Genomic DNA, 13,688 nt, shown 5'->3' on the forward strand with positions numbered 1-13,688 from the left:
ATCTGCTCGAACGAGCGTACGCGTATGACACCGCTGGGCCGGGGCGAACCGCCAGTTACAGCGCCCGCGGGCGTAGAGCCGTCTGCAATTCCCGGACCCCGGTGACGCGCGGGTGGTGCTCTGCCAGTTCGGTGACAATGCCGCGGATGGCGGGCCGGTCCCGGACTTCCCCAGGGCTGGCACGGTAGGCGGACAGCAGCGCTTGGGCCGTCTGCGCGGGGCGCTGCCAGGCCCACCAGGCACGAGCCATGTCGGTTCCCAGCCGTGCTTTGCGCTCGGCCGTCGGGAACTGGTCGGGCCGCAGGTCCTTCCCGGCTTCCAGGGCGGCTCCCGCGTCGCCGAGAGCCCAGTGCACGCCCACGGCGTACAGGTCGACGGCGGCCGGAGTGAGGGGGAACAGTCGGCCGGCCGGTGCGCTCGATGGCAGTCGGCGGGCGGCGCGGCGCGCTTCCTCAGCCATCGCCAGAGCCTCCGCACGGCGTCCGCCGCGGGCAGCGGTGTAGGCGAGGGTGCACAGCATCTGCGCGTACGCCGATGCCGACGCGTCGGTGCGCAGGCCTGTCGCCTCGACGCCGGAAGTGGCTGCCGTCATGAGGCGCTGGGCTTCTTCTGTGCGGTCCTGGTGGCGCAGTACGATCGCCAGTTCGCGGGCGGCGGCCGCGGAGGCGAGGGGTGAGCCGGACACCTCGGCCCAGGTACGGGCGCGGTCCGCGGTGAGCCGGGCCCGCTCGTAGGAACCGAGCTTGCTCAGCACCGAGGCGGCCAGGCTGTAGACGGAGGAAAGGCGGGCCTGATCCAGCTCCCGGCGCGACGCCGCTGAGGCGTGCCCGTCACCGATGAGGCCCGGCATGGCGGCGAGCAGACGCCCGTGCGCGCCCTTGTCGTACAGCTCGCGGGCAGTGGCCAGCCGGGCGTCCAGCGCCCCGGCGCCGGTCGGGGCGGGGGTGTCTGCCAGGGCCTCGTCCAGGCCCACCAGCAGGGCGGCCGGGCCGGCGGCCGCCGTGGCGGCGAGCAGCGTGCGGCGGCGCATCGGGTCCTCCTCGACGTGCGGACTGGCCGCCACTCTAGTGGCGGCCGACACGTTCGGGGCGGGTGGTGCCAGCGAATGCACCAAGATGTGTCGCGGGACGCCGACTTCGAGCCCGGCGCGGTGCACCAGCGTGAGGTCGACCACCCTGTTGCGGCGCTCCAGCCGGGAGACGGTGGCCGGTGAGCAACCGAGCCGGTCACCGAGCGCGGCAAGGGTCCAGTTCCGGTGTTCCCGGCCGAGACGGATGAGGGCGCCGGGGCGCCGCTGCTCGGCGAATTCGCGGGCCTTGGCAGTGTTCCATGGGTCACCTGGCACAGGTCCCCCCTCCCACGCCGTACGACCGGGGTTCCCACCGTAGGGGGAGGCCGGCGAAGCCGTCGAGACCGCTTGCACAACGCGCAAACGCGTTGCTCGACGGGACAGTCGGCCACCGTCGGGCGTGTGGGTGCGCTGCTCTGGGTGCAGAGCCCCGGACCACGGGGCACCGTCCACCGGAGGCATCATGGCAACGGCTGTCGCACTTCCCCCGGCCACCGACCCGACGACCAGCCCGATCCGATCCGTGCGGGAGGCCGTGCCCGCCGACCTGTGGGACAAGCAGGTCGGGCTCCTGATCCGGGACTGCCCGTACGACTCGGTCATGGCGGCCCGAGTCCTCGGACAGGGCTACGCCTACCTGCTGACCGCCATGCACCACCGGGGCGAGAGGCTGGGGCTCGCGCCCAGCAAGCTCGTCGACATCGGCGTCCACACGATCATCCTGGACACCGTGGCCTACGCCGAGCTGTGCGAGCGCTTCAACGGCGGCATCTTCCTGCACCACGTCCCCGACGCCGAGATGAAGGACGACGGCTCGGTGATGAGGACCGCGGACCTGATCGCGTCCGACGGCTGGGAGGTCGACCTGCCGCTGTGGGAGGACGCCGCGAAGTGCGGCCCGTGCCGCCCCGGCAACGACGCACACTGACGTGAGCGGTGAGCCGGGCCCCGTGCTGACCAGGCCGGGCCCGGCTCACGGGTGGGTGAAATTCCCCGGAGTCCGCCCGGCCCCGGGCCGCGCCCACCAGGATGATGCGGGTGACGATCACCACCGACCTCTGGCACCACTTCGGCCGCACCCGCGCCGAACGCGACCGCACTGTTCCCCGCGCCTTCCACTGGCTCTGGAGCCAGGAGGGCGGCCCCGGTTCCGAGATCCTGGGGGACCTGACCGGCAAGGTCATCGGAGACCTGGGCGCCGGAGCGGCCAGGCAGGCCGCCCACCTCGCCACCCATCAGGCCCCCGCCCGAGTCGATGCCGTCGATGCCTCACCCGCGCAGCACGCCATGGCCACCGACCTGTTCGGCCACCTCGCACCCCGCCTGCGCATCGTCCGATCCGACGCCGTGAAGCATCTGCGGACGACGGCCGGCACCTACGACGTGCTCTACAGCGTCTTCGGCGCGGTCGACTTCACCGACCCCCGAGAATTGCTGCCGGTCGTGGCCGCCGGGCTGCGTCCGGGCGGCCTGCTGGCGTTCTCCACCCTCGCCCACTACCTCGGCGGAGCACCCGCGGAGTCCGACGTCGTCCCCGCCGACATTCCGGCGAAGACCCCGGACGGAGAGGCGACCACTATGCGTCGCTGGGTCCTCCAGGAACACCTCTGGACGAAGGTCCTGGACGAGTCCGGTTTCACGCAGATCGACGTCAACGTGCTGCCGCCGGCGGTCGAGGGCCCGCGGAGTGCGGCGACACTGTTGGTGACGGCGGTATGCCAGGCCTGACATGAGCGGGGGATGCGACTTCGGTGTCGTGATCCCTCACATCAGGGATTCCTGGTCCTTCGCTCACCAGATACGAGCCGGGCAAATCACAGGTTGACCGGCGGGAGGCCGTTTCGACGGGCGAGCTGCTCAGACTGCTGGGCCTTCCAGACTCTCCGCCGGGACGCCTTCCCTCCCAGCCGGGTATCGGTGTTGTCCAGAAACGAGGTCCGATGCCGGCTCGCCGTTTCGACAGAGAACGTGTGCGCGCGGTACGTCGAGCCGCGGATGTCTCGCAGGCCGACGTGGCCTCCGCCCTCGGAGCTGCGGACTCGACCGTGGCGGGGTGGGGTCGGAAGCGACGGCACCCGATCAAGGGAAGTTACCTGCTCTCGCCAGGGTGCTGAACCGGGATCTGGACGACCTGTTCCCGCGCGCCGGCCTGCCCGATCTGATCGACCTGCGATGCGACGCCGGCCTCTACCGGTACGAGACGCGGGCGGTCATCGGGACCAAGAGCGATGGTCCGGTGGCTGGAGCTGAACAGGGCGTCCGACGGCTCAAGGACCGGTACATCCCCCTCCTCGCAGCCGCCTACGGAGTGACCGAGGACGAGCTGAAGCGCGCCCAGGACCGGTCTTCCGGAGCGGCTGACGAGGACGCCGCCGAGGCCGAGAAGGCGCCGGAGACGCTGGCCGAGAAGATCACTCTCCTGCTGGAGCGCTCCTACCTGGGCGGGACTGCGCCGGGGGACCAGGAGATCACGGACTCGGTGAACGCCTCTGCGGGCTCCCAGGTCACCTCAGCCGAGGGCGTCGAGGCCCTGCGGACGGGTGAGGACGACGCACCGGTGCCCGTGGTCCTTGAAGGTCTGGCTCGGTTCTTCGACGTCACCAAGCTGTACTTCGAGCCGAACGACGCCGTCGCCAGGCAGGTCCCAGCGTGCGGTCGTCGGAGACGTCGGCCAAGACTGCTGTCCATATGCCGGGTCAACCTGTGGCTCGGTGATTGCCCTTCTTGCGACGGGCCAGGGAATCGGTGTCGCCGCTGGCGCAGGCCGTCAAGGCGCCGCGACCGGGGCGACAGGAGCGGAACCAGCGCGCCGCTGACGCTCCCGCCGCGTTACTCTCCGTCATGAGTGGCGCCGTTGATCTTGACGATGTTCGAGCGCCCTCAGGCGTCGAGCACGTCTTGCTCGTCGTCGGCTGTGAACCGTCTGCGTCGGCGGTCAAGTCTCCTCACGTTGTCCAGCAGGCCCAGTAGCGGGTGTGCAGCGGACGCTGCACAACCCTCGGGGAGCAGGGTCGAGGAAGACGCAGCCCGATGGAAACGGATAGGTATGTCCGGTACTCCAGAGAAACCGCAGGTGAGAAGCGTCACCGTAATGGGTTCGAGTCCCCCCGCCCCACCACAGCAGAAACGTCGTCACCTGGGAGAACGCAGGTTTCACGTTCACATCGATGATGCCGCAACAGATGAGAGCGGTAATCACGAGGAAGTGCCGGTGGCCCCTTCGCGCAGGTCGGCGGTCAGCGGGTCGGGCGGCAGTGCATGGGGCACGCGATGGTCGATCCACCTCCTGACGCGCCTCGCCTTCGTCCGCAGCCTGCGCCGTGGACGGTTCGCCTATGACGACGGGGACACGCTCCGCGCGAGGCCGGGTCCTATGGATCTACCCGACCCCCGACCCCCGGCCCCCGACGCCGCTCGCACCGGCTGGCACCTGACACCTGACACCTGGCACCTGGCGCCTGGCCAAGGCATCACCAAACGGTCGGCCCGGCGACCACTCCTCGCCGGTCCGGCCCTCCGCCCGGCAGCTACGCGGGCAGGTGGAGGGCGTCTGGTGGTAAGTGCGCGGGTAGGCGAAAATGCTTTCATCGTCCGTGCGTACGGCATCTATGCGTTCGATCGAGTTGGAGAGCCGATGACCGTCATCGCTGCCATCACAGATTTCGAGCCTCTCGCCCACGCGTTGCCAGCCCCCCGGGGGCCGTTGTCCGCGGCGGTGGTGACCGCGCTGGCGCAGCCCCCGACCTCGGAGCCGTTTCCGCTGTATGCCCTGGACGGGATCGATCCGTACGGTGAGGATCTGACGCTGGCCCTGCACATCTGTTATGAGCTGCACTATCGGGGTTTTGGCGGTGTCGATCCGTTGTGGGAGTGGGATCCGGAGCTGCTTCGGTTGCGGGCGGCGATGGAGCGTGCGTTCGTGACGGCTCTGCGCTCGGACACGGGCGGTGGTACCGATGTCGCCGCCGTACTGGATGGGTTGTTGGTGAAGAAGGTGCCCGGAGACGGGGTGTCGCACTATCTCCGGGACCATGCGTCCTGGGAACAGATGCGTGAGTACTTCGCGCACCGTTCGGTGTATCACCTGAAGGAGGCCGACCCGCACGCCTGGGCGATTCCCCGTCTTCAGGGTCAGGCCAAGGCTTCCTTGGTGGCAGTCGAGTTCGACGAGTTCGGCGGGGGCCGTGCCGAGAGGGCGCACTCCCAGATGTTCGCCGACCTCCTGGTCGGTGCCGGGCTCTCTTCCGCCTACCTGCACTACATGGACGACGTACCAGCACCCGCGATCGCGATCGTGAATCTGATGTCGATGTTCGGGCTGCACCGGAGGCTGCGCGGCGCTCTGGTCGGTCACTTCGCGGCGGCCGAGATCACCACAGCGCCGAGCGCACAGCGCATCGCCCAGGCGCTGGACCGGCTGGGCGCGGGACCGCAGTGCTCACTCTTCTTCACCGAGCACATCGAAGCCGACGCCGTGCACGAACAGGTACTGCGTCGTGAGGTCATCGGTGACCTGCTCCGACGGGAACCTCACCTCGCCGGGGACGTGGTGTTCGGTATCGCGGCCACCGAGCTGATGGAGGGCAGACTGGCCGCGCACCTGCTCGCCGCCTGGCGCACCGGAACGACATCGCTGCGCCGGGCGCTGCCCGAGCAGTCAGCCGGGGCCTGATCCCGGGGTCTGGTTGTCGGCATCCTGGCGGACGCTTCGGCGGTGGCTGGTGTCGCAGAACGGGTGCCGCCGGCTGCGCTGGCACACGCACAGGGCGACCACGAAACGATCCGAGAGGACGACCTGACCGTCTCCGGTCACCACCTCCACGGGACCTTCGACGAGGAGTGGTCCACCGGGAACGAGAGTGACCCGCCTACGGTCCCGGTCTCGTGAGCCGGCGGAAGCGTCCGGTTCCGGAACCGGACTAGGGCTGGTCGTTGCGTCGGTCTCCACGGATCACCACCAGTTCCTCCTCGCGTTGTCCCGCCGTGATGAGTCCCTGCTCTTCCAGAAACGGGATCCGGCGGTTCATGACCGGGCCGAACGGTACTGTCCGGCGGGCCACGACCGCGGCCTTCAGTCCTGCCGTGTGCAGCAGGTCCACAGTGGTCTCCACTCCGCACACGGCGGAGTGGACGATCAACAGCATGCCGCCGCTGGAGAGCATGCCGGAGGCGTTGACGCACAGCGGATCGAGCAGGGCCCGTCCGTCACGCGCGGCGTCCCATGCCCTGCTCGGCCCGCTCCGCGGCAGATCCCCTTGCGGGGAGGGTACGTACGGTGGGTTGGCCAGTATCACGTCGAACTGCCCGGGTGCGCGAAATGTCATCGCGTCCCGGCGTTCGACCCGGACCGGTAGTCCGCGTACGCGAGCGTTGAAGCGGGTCGCCAGCGTGGCACGGAGTGAGACATCCAACGCCGTCACGTGTCCCGCTCCCACGCCCGCCGCGGCGATGGCCAACGCACCGGTACCGGTGCACATGTCCAGAACACGCGCACCGCAAGGGATTCCGGCGTCATTCAGCGCTTGGACCAGTAACCACGTATCCGTCTGGGGCCGGTATACCCCGGGGGGCCTCAGTAACCACATGGTGTGATCCGGGCATCGCGGGAATCGGCCTCTCTCATCTCAGAGCGCATCGGCTGCCTCACTACGGCCATGTGAGTACGTGAAGAGGAAAATTCCGTACTGCCACTTCTCGTCGAGCCACTGTGCGCGCAGTTCAAGACCGCGTGCGACGACGTCGGACACGAACTGCTCACGCTGGAACTTGTGGGACAAGCCGACGTTGAGCGAGTCGCCGTTCCGCAGGTTCAGCTCAAGATCAAAATCATGAAACGCGACGGTATGGTCCTCGGTTGCGTAAACACGCGCGTCGACGGTTCCGGTATCGGCGTCGAAGTGTGCTCGTGCGGCGAAAATCCGCGAGTTGAAATTTCCGCCGAAACGCCGATTGAGATGGTCCAGGTGGTTGAGCCTGAAACGCGTGAACGCCGACCGGCCGACCGGATCATTGTAGGCGGCTTCGAGTACCTGAGCCGGTTTCAGGAGATCGACCGAGACAAGGAATCCGTCACCGGGTCGAAGTGTCCCGACAATCTCGGAGAGCAGTCTGTCACGTTCGTCAAGCGGCATATTGCCGAGATTGCTGCCGAGGAACGACACCGTCACCGGTTCGGGCCTGCTGTCCCTCAGCCAGGCCAGCCCCGCCTCGTACCGGCCCCACAAGCCCTGTACTCGCAGGCCGGGCAGCTCGGCGGTCAGATCGCGCCCACTCGTCTCCAGCATCTCGCGGCTGACATCAATCGGCAGATAGGAAGTCGGCCGGCGGTCGGCGCAAGCTGCCAACAGCAGACGGGTCTTCTTGGCGCTCCCGCTCCCCAGCTCCGCGACCCGACCGGACCCGATCAGGTCGGCTATCTCCCCGGCGTGACGTTTCAGCAGTCCGTACTCGACCCGAGTGAGGTAATAGTCGGGTAACTCGGTGATCAACTCGAATAAGTCCGAGCCGAGCGCGTCATATCCGAAGTGAGCGGGAACTCTCGGTGGATTCTCCCGCAGCCCGGCAAGGAGAGCGGACCGGTCTTCCCAGAAAGCCGCACCCTTGTCAACCGCCACGATATCGACTCGGCTCAGCACCACAATGTCTCTCCAGACTCCTCGGGCCGCGCCATCCCGGACGTTGACCGTAGCCCAGTACCTGTCATGCGTCGTAGATCGAACGGAACGCGGTGGCGGTAGACACTCCGGTCACCCCGTGGAGCCTGCCACTACTGCACAGCACGCAAACCGATAGTTCCCGCAACTTCGCTGGACCGTCAACAATCGCATATGACAGCACTGCCGTATTTCAGCCACCTCCCTCTCTCTAATTCCGGTACGGACTGCCGCGCGCTGACGGTGCCGTAGAAGTCGTAAGCACGCGGGCGTGCCGTCGGCGACTGCCGCCGGAGTGTCGGCCGGGCGCCTCATCTCTGTCGGCCTGGCCGTGAACGCGCCTTGATTCCTCACGCCTCGTCAAAGGCCGCGAGCAGGCGCTCGTACGCCGGCTTCGGCCGCAGGGCCGCGTCCCACGGCAGGGAATCGGCCGTGCGCGGAGGATAGATCTTGGTGTCGGCGGTGGAACCGTACCGGTCGGTGAATCCCCATGTGGAGAACGATGTGCAGTTCGGCTCCTCCAGGCAGACCCGCAGCTTGCCCGCCATCTCATCAGCCTGGGTCTGCCGCCCGTCCTCCTCGTCCTCGCCTATGGGGACGTCCATCTCCGACACCCGCGCCTGAACCCCGAGCTCCGCCAGATCCCGCACATGGCTGCGGAAGGTCTCCGGGTCGACGCGGTCGCCGGGTGCGTACTCATGGTTCTGGAAACCCACGCCGTCGATCGGTACGCCGCGTTCCTTGAGCCGCTCGACCAGATCGTAAAGGGCGTCCCACCGTTCGCCTTCCTCCTCGGCCCCGTACTCGTTGAGGAACAGCCGTGCCTTCGGATCGGCCCGGTGGGCGGCCCTGAACGCCTCGTCGATGTACTCCTCGCCCATGGCCTCGAACCACGGGCTCTGCTCGGAGCGCAGACCGAGATCCCCGTTGGTGTAGCTCTTCTCGTCGTCGGACATGGGCTCGTTGACCACATCCCATTCCGCGACTTCTCCCTTGAAGTGCCCGGCGACCATGGCGATGTGCCGGAGCATGGTCCGGCGCACCTCCTCGGGGTCGTCGTTCTCCCGCATCCAGTGGGGCAGAGCCTCGTGCCAGACGAGGGTGTGCGCGTGCACCTTCATGTCGTTCGCGCGGGCGAAGCGTACGAGCAGGTCCGCGTCGCGGAAGTCGTAGACGCCCCGGCGTGGGTGGAGGAACTGTGGCTTGAACGCGTTCTCCGGAGTGAGCATGGAGAACTGGCTTCCCGCGAGCGCCCGGTAGCGTGAGTCGGTGAGCAGCGGGTTCTCGGCCAGGGCGGTGCCGACGTCGAACGGCCGCCCCACGTCTGCGGCCCGCGCACGCAGCGAGTGGTCGGACTGCTCCTGGCGTAGCCGCGGCGCCTTGATCACGCGGAGCGAGTCACCGCTCTCCGCCCGCGCGGTCAACTGCGTCAGACGCCATCCCTCGCGGCGCTCGCGCTCGTCTTCGCCCGCGTCCGCCTCCAGACCGAACCAGACAGTGCCCTCGGCGAACACCCCCGGGTCCTGCACGGTTCCCAGCCGCCGTCCGTCGGCTGTTACGCGGAAGGTGTCACCGATGCTCGACACGGCGAGCGTCACCGTCCCGGAGCAGTCGCAGTCGAAATCCTCGGAGGTGGCCGGCTCATCGCCCTCGCCGTCCCATATCTCCGCCTTCACTTGTCCGTCGGCCCTCACGCCGACGCGGAGTGAGGGCCGCTCCTGCCGCCACTCGTCGTAGATGACCGGTACCCGTCCGTACAGCCGCAGCCATGAGTCGCCGTCATCGTCACCCACACCGGACATGCGCGCGGTGACGGTGAAGTCGCCGTCGGACCTGAGATGCGGGCCGGCCAGGTTCAGCGGGGGGTTGGGCCGGCCGCCGGAGGAGTCCTGCTCCACGATGCGCCGATCCGATGCGCTGACCCGCAGGACGCCGTTCCGCGCGGTGGTGCCCGGCATCTGCGTCCAGTCGTGGTTCCGCAGCAGGTCTTCGTCGTTTCCGCCGCCCGCGCCTTCGCCCTGCCCCGTACACCCGGCCGCCACCGCCATGACGAGCGCCACGGCGGCCAGTCGCTGCCACGTCCCCCCACCAAGGTCCACGGTGCCTCCCGCTCTCTCGTTCGAGACGAGATCAACATCTCGAAGCCGGGCCACAGTTCATCACGCATGCGGACGAGCCGCGGCCGGGCCGCCACACGTCGGAACCGCCACACGTCAGAACTGGTACTCGGTGAGACTTGAGCGTACGGAGGTGACGCGCTGGTCGTGACAGGCGATGACGACCGGGCCGGGATCGGCGCCGGAGCTGTTGGTGTCGACATTGGTGATGCACTGCCCGCACGCCGACACCACGCCTGACGAGAAAGCCGAGCAGGCTCGGTGCCATCGCAGGTTCCTGCCCTCTCCGGCCGCGGACAGCCGGTCCCACAAGGCGTTCTCCATACCTGCAGTGAATCCCACCTGCCACCCTCTCGAGCGGCCATGACCTACTCAGGCGTCGTGCGCCGGAGTGCGCTCCACGCTCCGGCTTGAACTATGCGCTCCCCATGTCATTGTGCGCTCCGTGGACAACGCGTCGCGCCTGCCAGAAAATAATGAATCAGGAAATCTTTTTCTCACACTCTTTCGAGCGTCAAGCCGAGCGCCCTTTCGGGTCGAACCGCCTTCTCGTGGGCCCACCTTCGCCCTTCGCGATTCAGCTCGCGCCCTCCAGGCACAAAACGCCCCGCATGGCCTTTTCTCGCTGCTCAGGTGACCTCCCCGGCGTACGAGGGAGCGTTCCCACTGGCCGTCACCGTCACCGTACCGTCGCCGTCACCTGTCGACTGTGCCGGCCGCCCTCTACCGTCCCCGCCCCAGTCCGCCTGGCGTCTGGCAGCCAGCACCTCAGATGGGAAATCCGCCATGCTCAAGAGACTCGTCGCCCGCCTGTCCGCCCTCGGACTCCTCGTCAGCGGACTGCTGTTCGCGGGGCCCGGCGTGACCGGTGCATCAGCCCTGCCCGGAGACCTGACCTGCCCGGCCCTGCAGACCGTCACCTACAACCCGGGGTTGAGCCTTCTCCCGCAGCCGGTCTCCTTCAGCTCCAACCTGGTACTGGGCCCCTGCGTCTCGCTGACGCAACCCTCCATCACGGGCGGGACCGGATCGTTCCAAGGAACCGGTCCGTTGTCCTGCGTGGGGGGAAGCCCCGGTGCCTTCAACATCGTCTACAACTGGAACGACGGGTCCAGCAGCACGGTCCGTTACACCCTGACCATCGACCTCAAGCCCGGCGGTCAGACGGTGATCACCACTCTCGGAACGGTGATCTCCGGTGTCTTCGTCGGCGACACCGCCAGCCACACCACCCTGGCCATCACGACTGACCTGCTCGGCTGCCTCAGTCCTGGCGGAATCACCTCGGTGTCAGGCCCCATCGTCGTCACCTTCCTCTGATTCCTCCGACGTGCCCGCCCAAAGCCTGTGCGGCACACCTGGCCGCCCCGACCTCACGGTCGGGGCGGCCAACGCGGTTGGATGGAGTCGTCGACCAGGCCGGCGGGCATGCCGCCGACTGGGCCGAGAGTCCGGAGACGATGTTCGGTCCGCGCGGCCTGAAGCAGCCACCCCCGCCGGACAGCGGAGATCTGCGACCGCGCTGCGCCCGCGCACCGTCCGGACACCGTCCGGACACCGCCCGGCCTGGCCCTCGACCTACACCCTCGACGTACACCCTCGACGTACACACGGGCGGGGAGGGCAGCCCCCTCCCCGTCCCGCACGGCGGCCCCGGTCCCGTCCGCGTCACGGCCCTGACCGACCGCCTGGCGTCACACCCTCACGTGGTGGCGCCGACCCACCCGGGCTGGGGGGCGCCGTACGCCCGGACGACCTGGCCACGCTCGCGCCCGGACCGGGCGCCACCGTGGTCTCGTCGCCGGACGGCGCGGGCTGTGCCGCTCGCAGCGTGTCCAGCCGGGTGGTCAGCTCGGCCGTGCTCCTCGCGATGGCCGCGGCCAGTTCCGTCGCCTCGTCGGCCTGGCCGTGGGTCTGCTCGTCGGCGCAGAGCGACCGGGACCGCGTGAAGCCGGCGCGCAGCGCGTCGGTGAGGATCCGGTCGAACGCCCGGCCGTTCATGGCTGCCGCCTTTTCGAGGGTGCCGGGGCTCACCATGCCCGGCATGCTGTGCCCCTCGTGGGGGTGGGTGTCGGGGACGCCGGAGAGACGCAGCACCGCGCGCAGTCGGCGGAGGTCTCCGCGCAGTGTCGATCCGGTCTTCGCCGCCAGCTCGGCCAGGCCCGGGTCCGCCGTGCGGGAGGGGGCCAGATCGGTCAGGAGCCGTGCGCGCTCGGCCATGGGGATCATCAACAGGATCCAGGCGGTGTCGGTGGCGTTGAAGGACGGCTCCGGCGACGCGCCGGCCGTCGGCTGCGAGGTGCACCCGACGGCCAGCAGCGCCACCACCATGGCGCATGCCGACCACAGGGTCAGAATGTGCCGGCGGAGTTGCACTTGGCCTTCTGGTTGACGCAGTCCTTCACGCGGTGCCCGAGGGCGGCGTTGTCCCAGGCGTTGAAGAAGTCGCCGTGGATGGACGATGCCATGCCCGAGGCCAGCCGGAAGCCCGCGGTGCTGCCGCTGGTCGGATAGCTGACGACGAAGGAGAGATTGGGGATGGCGACCGGGTAGGCGCCGCTGCACTTGCCGTCGTAAGTGGTCGCCACGTGCGACTTGTGGTCGGGGCTGTCGAGGTTCTTGCCGTCCCAGCAGTCGGGGAAGACGAGTTGGTGGGTGAGATGGGCCTTCGGGGCGCAGCGCGGCCAGTTGCCGTCGGCGCTGCGGCCGATCTCACCGCCCTCGCCTGCGCACCAGTACTGGCCCGGCGAGCCCGCCGGGGTGGGCGTCTGGGTCTTGGCGTCGCCCGCGATCATGCGGAAACCCTGTGGGAAGGGCACGGTCGCCGAGGGGTCGACGAGCCGGGAACCGTAGTACACGATCATGCCTTCGGCTTCGACGGCCTTGTCGCCTTCGTACAGGGTCGGGATCCAGTACGCCGAGAGGTCGTCGGCAGGGGTGCAACTGGTCGGTGTGCTGGTCAGCAGCGACTGGGTCGTGGAGAAGGCGTCGGTGCTCCTGTTGCCGAAGAAGCTGTGCATGTGGGACGCGCCGGGCAGGCCCGGCAGGACGATGGGGTCGTCCGGCTTGGAGTGGCTGTAGGAGCAGGTGGCGTTGAACTCCGGGACCCGGACGTTACCGGCGGGCACGGTGGCGGGCGTCATCGCACGGAACTGCGCCAACTGGGCGTTCCACTTGGCCTGGTCGATGGGAACCCATCCGGCCGCCGGGCTGTCGCCCGCGCCGACGAAGGAGAACCAGTTGATGTTGACGAAGTCACCGGTCGCCGTGCTGCGCAGCACGGCGAACACCGTCTGTGAACCGGTGGGATGGGTGGTGACATCGGTGGCCTGGGTCGCCCAGGTCTGCCAACCGCCGGTCGGGGAGACCGGTATGACGGCGAGCAGGGGTCCGGCCAGGCTGCCGGTCCGGAATTCCACCGTGCCCGAGCCGACGGCGGACGCGATCCGGGCCGACACCGTCAGCCGGCCGGCCGCGCCGAGGTCGACGTTGTCGAAGCGCATCCAGTCGCCGTCGGCGAGGAACGCGGCGTTCTGCCCGCCCCCGATGTCCCCGGTCGCCTCCGACGCGACACCCGACTGGGCCGCGTAGGACTCGGCCTGGACGGTGACCGTCGCGGCCTGGGCCTGCTGGGTCGATACGGTCAGGCTCAGGGCGGCGGCCAGCACGACCGCCAGAGTGCTCACCAACAGTGTGTACAGCGGGACGGGATGTCTGCGCATGTCACTTCCTCACGGGCGTCAGGGGTAGGGGTCTGCTCGCCGAAGTGCGGCGATGGGGGGAGCGGGAGGCTGACAACGGCGTCTGCCCGCAAGGGATTGCCGGGTTGTCGGGTCGTTGATTTGCCGT

The 13,688-nt window shown here is 68.7% G+C and carries 13 protein-coding genes; 5 read left to right on the plus strand and 8 right to left on the minus strand.

Annotated features, from left to right (window positions below):
• Positions 1 to 55: 55 nt before the first annotated feature.
• Positions 56 to 1,345: a helix-turn-helix domain-containing protein gene (locus ABEB00_RS19975; protein WP_345621234.1), complete on the minus strand. Its 1,290-nt coding sequence runs from the start codon at positions 1,343 to 1,345 to the stop codon at positions 56 to 58.
• A 187-nt stretch (positions 1,346 to 1,532) separates the two neighbouring features.
• Here ABEB00_RS19975 and ABEB00_RS19980 point away from each other — a divergent pair, with 187 nt between their 5' ends.
• The 4 genes from ABEB00_RS19980 to ABEB00_RS19995 all read left to right on the plus strand — a co-directional run bounded on the left by ABEB00_RS19980 (position 1,533) and on the right by ABEB00_RS19995 (position 5,741).
• Positions 1,533 to 1,997: a glycine-rich domain-containing protein gene (locus ABEB00_RS19980; protein WP_345621235.1), complete on the plus strand. Its 465-nt coding sequence runs from the start codon at positions 1,533 to 1,535 to the stop codon at positions 1,995 to 1,997.
• A gap of 104 nt (positions 1,998 to 2,101) precedes the next feature.
• Positions 2,102 to 2,797 (plus strand): class I SAM-dependent methyltransferase, encoded by a 696-nt coding sequence (locus ABEB00_RS19985; protein ID WP_425586533.1) that lies wholly within the window; start codon positions 2,102 to 2,104, stop codon positions 2,795 to 2,797.
• A gap of 379 nt (positions 2,798 to 3,176) precedes the next feature.
• A complete protein-coding gene (locus tag ABEB00_RS19990; protein ID WP_345621238.1) occupies positions 3,177 to 3,914 on the plus strand; it encodes a DNA-binding protein in 738 nt (245 codons plus the stop codon).
• 789 nt (positions 3,915 to 4,703) lie between these two features.
• The gene (locus tag ABEB00_RS19995) at positions 4,704 to 5,741 is read left to right on the plus strand and encodes an iron-containing redox enzyme family protein (protein WP_345621239.1); all 1,038 of its coding nucleotides are present in this window, start codon (positions 4,704 to 4,706) and stop codon (positions 5,739 to 5,741) included.
• Here ABEB00_RS19995 and ABEB00_RS20000 read toward each other — a convergent pair.
• The 5 genes from ABEB00_RS20000 to ABEB00_RS20020 form a co-directional block, all read right to left on the minus strand.
• Complete coding sequence (locus ABEB00_RS20000; RefSeq protein WP_345621240.1) at positions 5,727 to 6,017, minus strand: CDGSH iron-sulfur domain-containing protein; 291 nt, start codon at positions 6,015 to 6,017, stop codon at positions 5,727 to 5,729. The genes ABEB00_RS19995 and ABEB00_RS20000 overlap by 15 nt on opposite strands.
• The gene (locus tag ABEB00_RS20005) at positions 5,989 to 6,654 is read right to left on the minus strand and encodes a HemK2/MTQ2 family protein methyltransferase (RefSeq protein WP_345621241.1); all 666 of its coding nucleotides are present in this window, start codon (positions 6,652 to 6,654) and stop codon (positions 5,989 to 5,991) included. Before ABEB00_RS20005 ends, ABEB00_RS20000 begins: the two co-directional genes overlap by 29 nt.
• 39 nt (positions 6,655 to 6,693) lie before the next feature.
• Positions 6,694 to 7,704 (minus strand): L-histidine N(alpha)-methyltransferase, encoded by a 1,011-nt coding sequence (locus ABEB00_RS20010; RefSeq protein ID WP_345621242.1) that lies wholly within the window; start codon positions 7,702 to 7,704, stop codon positions 6,694 to 6,696.
• A gap of 368 nt (positions 7,705 to 8,072) precedes the next feature.
• Entirely contained in the window at positions 8,073 to 9,821 is a 1,749-nt protein-coding gene (locus ABEB00_RS20015; protein ID WP_345621243.1) for an endo-1,4-beta-xylanase, read from the minus strand.
• A gap of 114 nt (positions 9,822 to 9,935) precedes the next feature.
• Complete coding sequence (locus tag ABEB00_RS20020) at positions 9,936 to 10,163, minus strand: hypothetical protein (protein ID WP_345621244.1); 228 nt, start codon at positions 10,161 to 10,163, stop codon at positions 9,936 to 9,938.
• A gap of 462 nt (positions 10,164 to 10,625) precedes the next feature.
• Here ABEB00_RS20020 and ABEB00_RS20025 point away from each other — a divergent pair, with 462 nt between their 5' ends.
• Positions 10,626 to 11,159, plus strand: coding sequence for a hypothetical protein (locus tag ABEB00_RS20025; protein WP_345621245.1), 534 nt, complete (start codon positions 10,626 to 10,628; stop codon positions 11,157 to 11,159).
• A gap of 348 nt (positions 11,160 to 11,507) precedes the next feature.
• On the opposite strand, the gene ABEB00_RS20030 is transcribed toward ABEB00_RS20025, so the two are convergent.
• Positions 11,508 to 12,215 carry a DUF305 domain-containing protein gene (locus tag ABEB00_RS20030; RefSeq protein WP_345621246.1) on the minus strand — a complete coding sequence of 236 codons (708 nt, stop codon included), beginning with the start codon at positions 12,213 to 12,215 and terminating at the stop codon, positions 11,508 to 11,510.
• Positions 12,191 to 13,561: a DUF1996 domain-containing protein gene (locus ABEB00_RS20035; RefSeq protein ID WP_345621247.1), complete on the minus strand. Its 1,371-nt coding sequence runs from the start codon at positions 13,559 to 13,561 to the stop codon at positions 12,191 to 12,193. The genes ABEB00_RS20030 and ABEB00_RS20035 overlap by 25 nt, the downstream gene beginning before the upstream one ends.
• Positions 13,562 to 13,688 lie beyond the last annotated feature (127 nt).

Source organism: Streptomyces ziwulingensis, from assembly GCF_039542605.1.
Classification (GTDB): Bacteria; Actinomycetota; Actinomycetes; order Streptomycetales; family Streptomycetaceae; genus Streptomyces; species Streptomyces ziwulingensis.

What these genes read in the sequence shown, in the direction of transcription:
- ABEB00_RS19980 (WP_345621235.1), top strand. Translation starts at nt 1,533, where the DNA reads ATGGCAACGGCTGTCGCACTTCCCCCGGCCACCGACCCGACGACCAGC.
- ABEB00_RS19985 (WP_425586533.1), top strand. Translation starts at nt 2,102, where the DNA reads ATGCGGGTGACGATCACCACCGACCTCTGGCACCACTTCGGCCGCACC.
- ABEB00_RS19995 (WP_345621239.1), top strand. Translation starts at nt 4,704, where the DNA reads ATGACCGTCATCGCTGCCATCACAGATTTCGAGCCTCTCGCCCACGCG.
- ABEB00_RS20005 (WP_345621241.1), bottom strand. Translation starts at nt 6,654, where the DNA reads ATGTGGTTACTGAGGCCCCCCGGGGTATACCGGCCCCAGACGGATACG.
- ABEB00_RS20020 (WP_345621244.1), bottom strand. Translation starts at nt 10,163, where the DNA reads ATGGAGAACGCCTTGTGGGACCGGCTGTCCGCGGCCGGAGAGGGCAGG.
- ABEB00_RS20025 (WP_345621245.1), top strand. Translation starts at nt 10,626, where the DNA reads ATGCTCAAGAGACTCGTCGCCCGCCTGTCCGCCCTCGGACTCCTCGTC.
- ABEB00_RS20035 (WP_345621247.1), bottom strand. Translation starts at nt 13,561, where the DNA reads ATGCGCAGACATCCCGTCCCGCTGTACACACTGTTGGTGAGCACTCTG.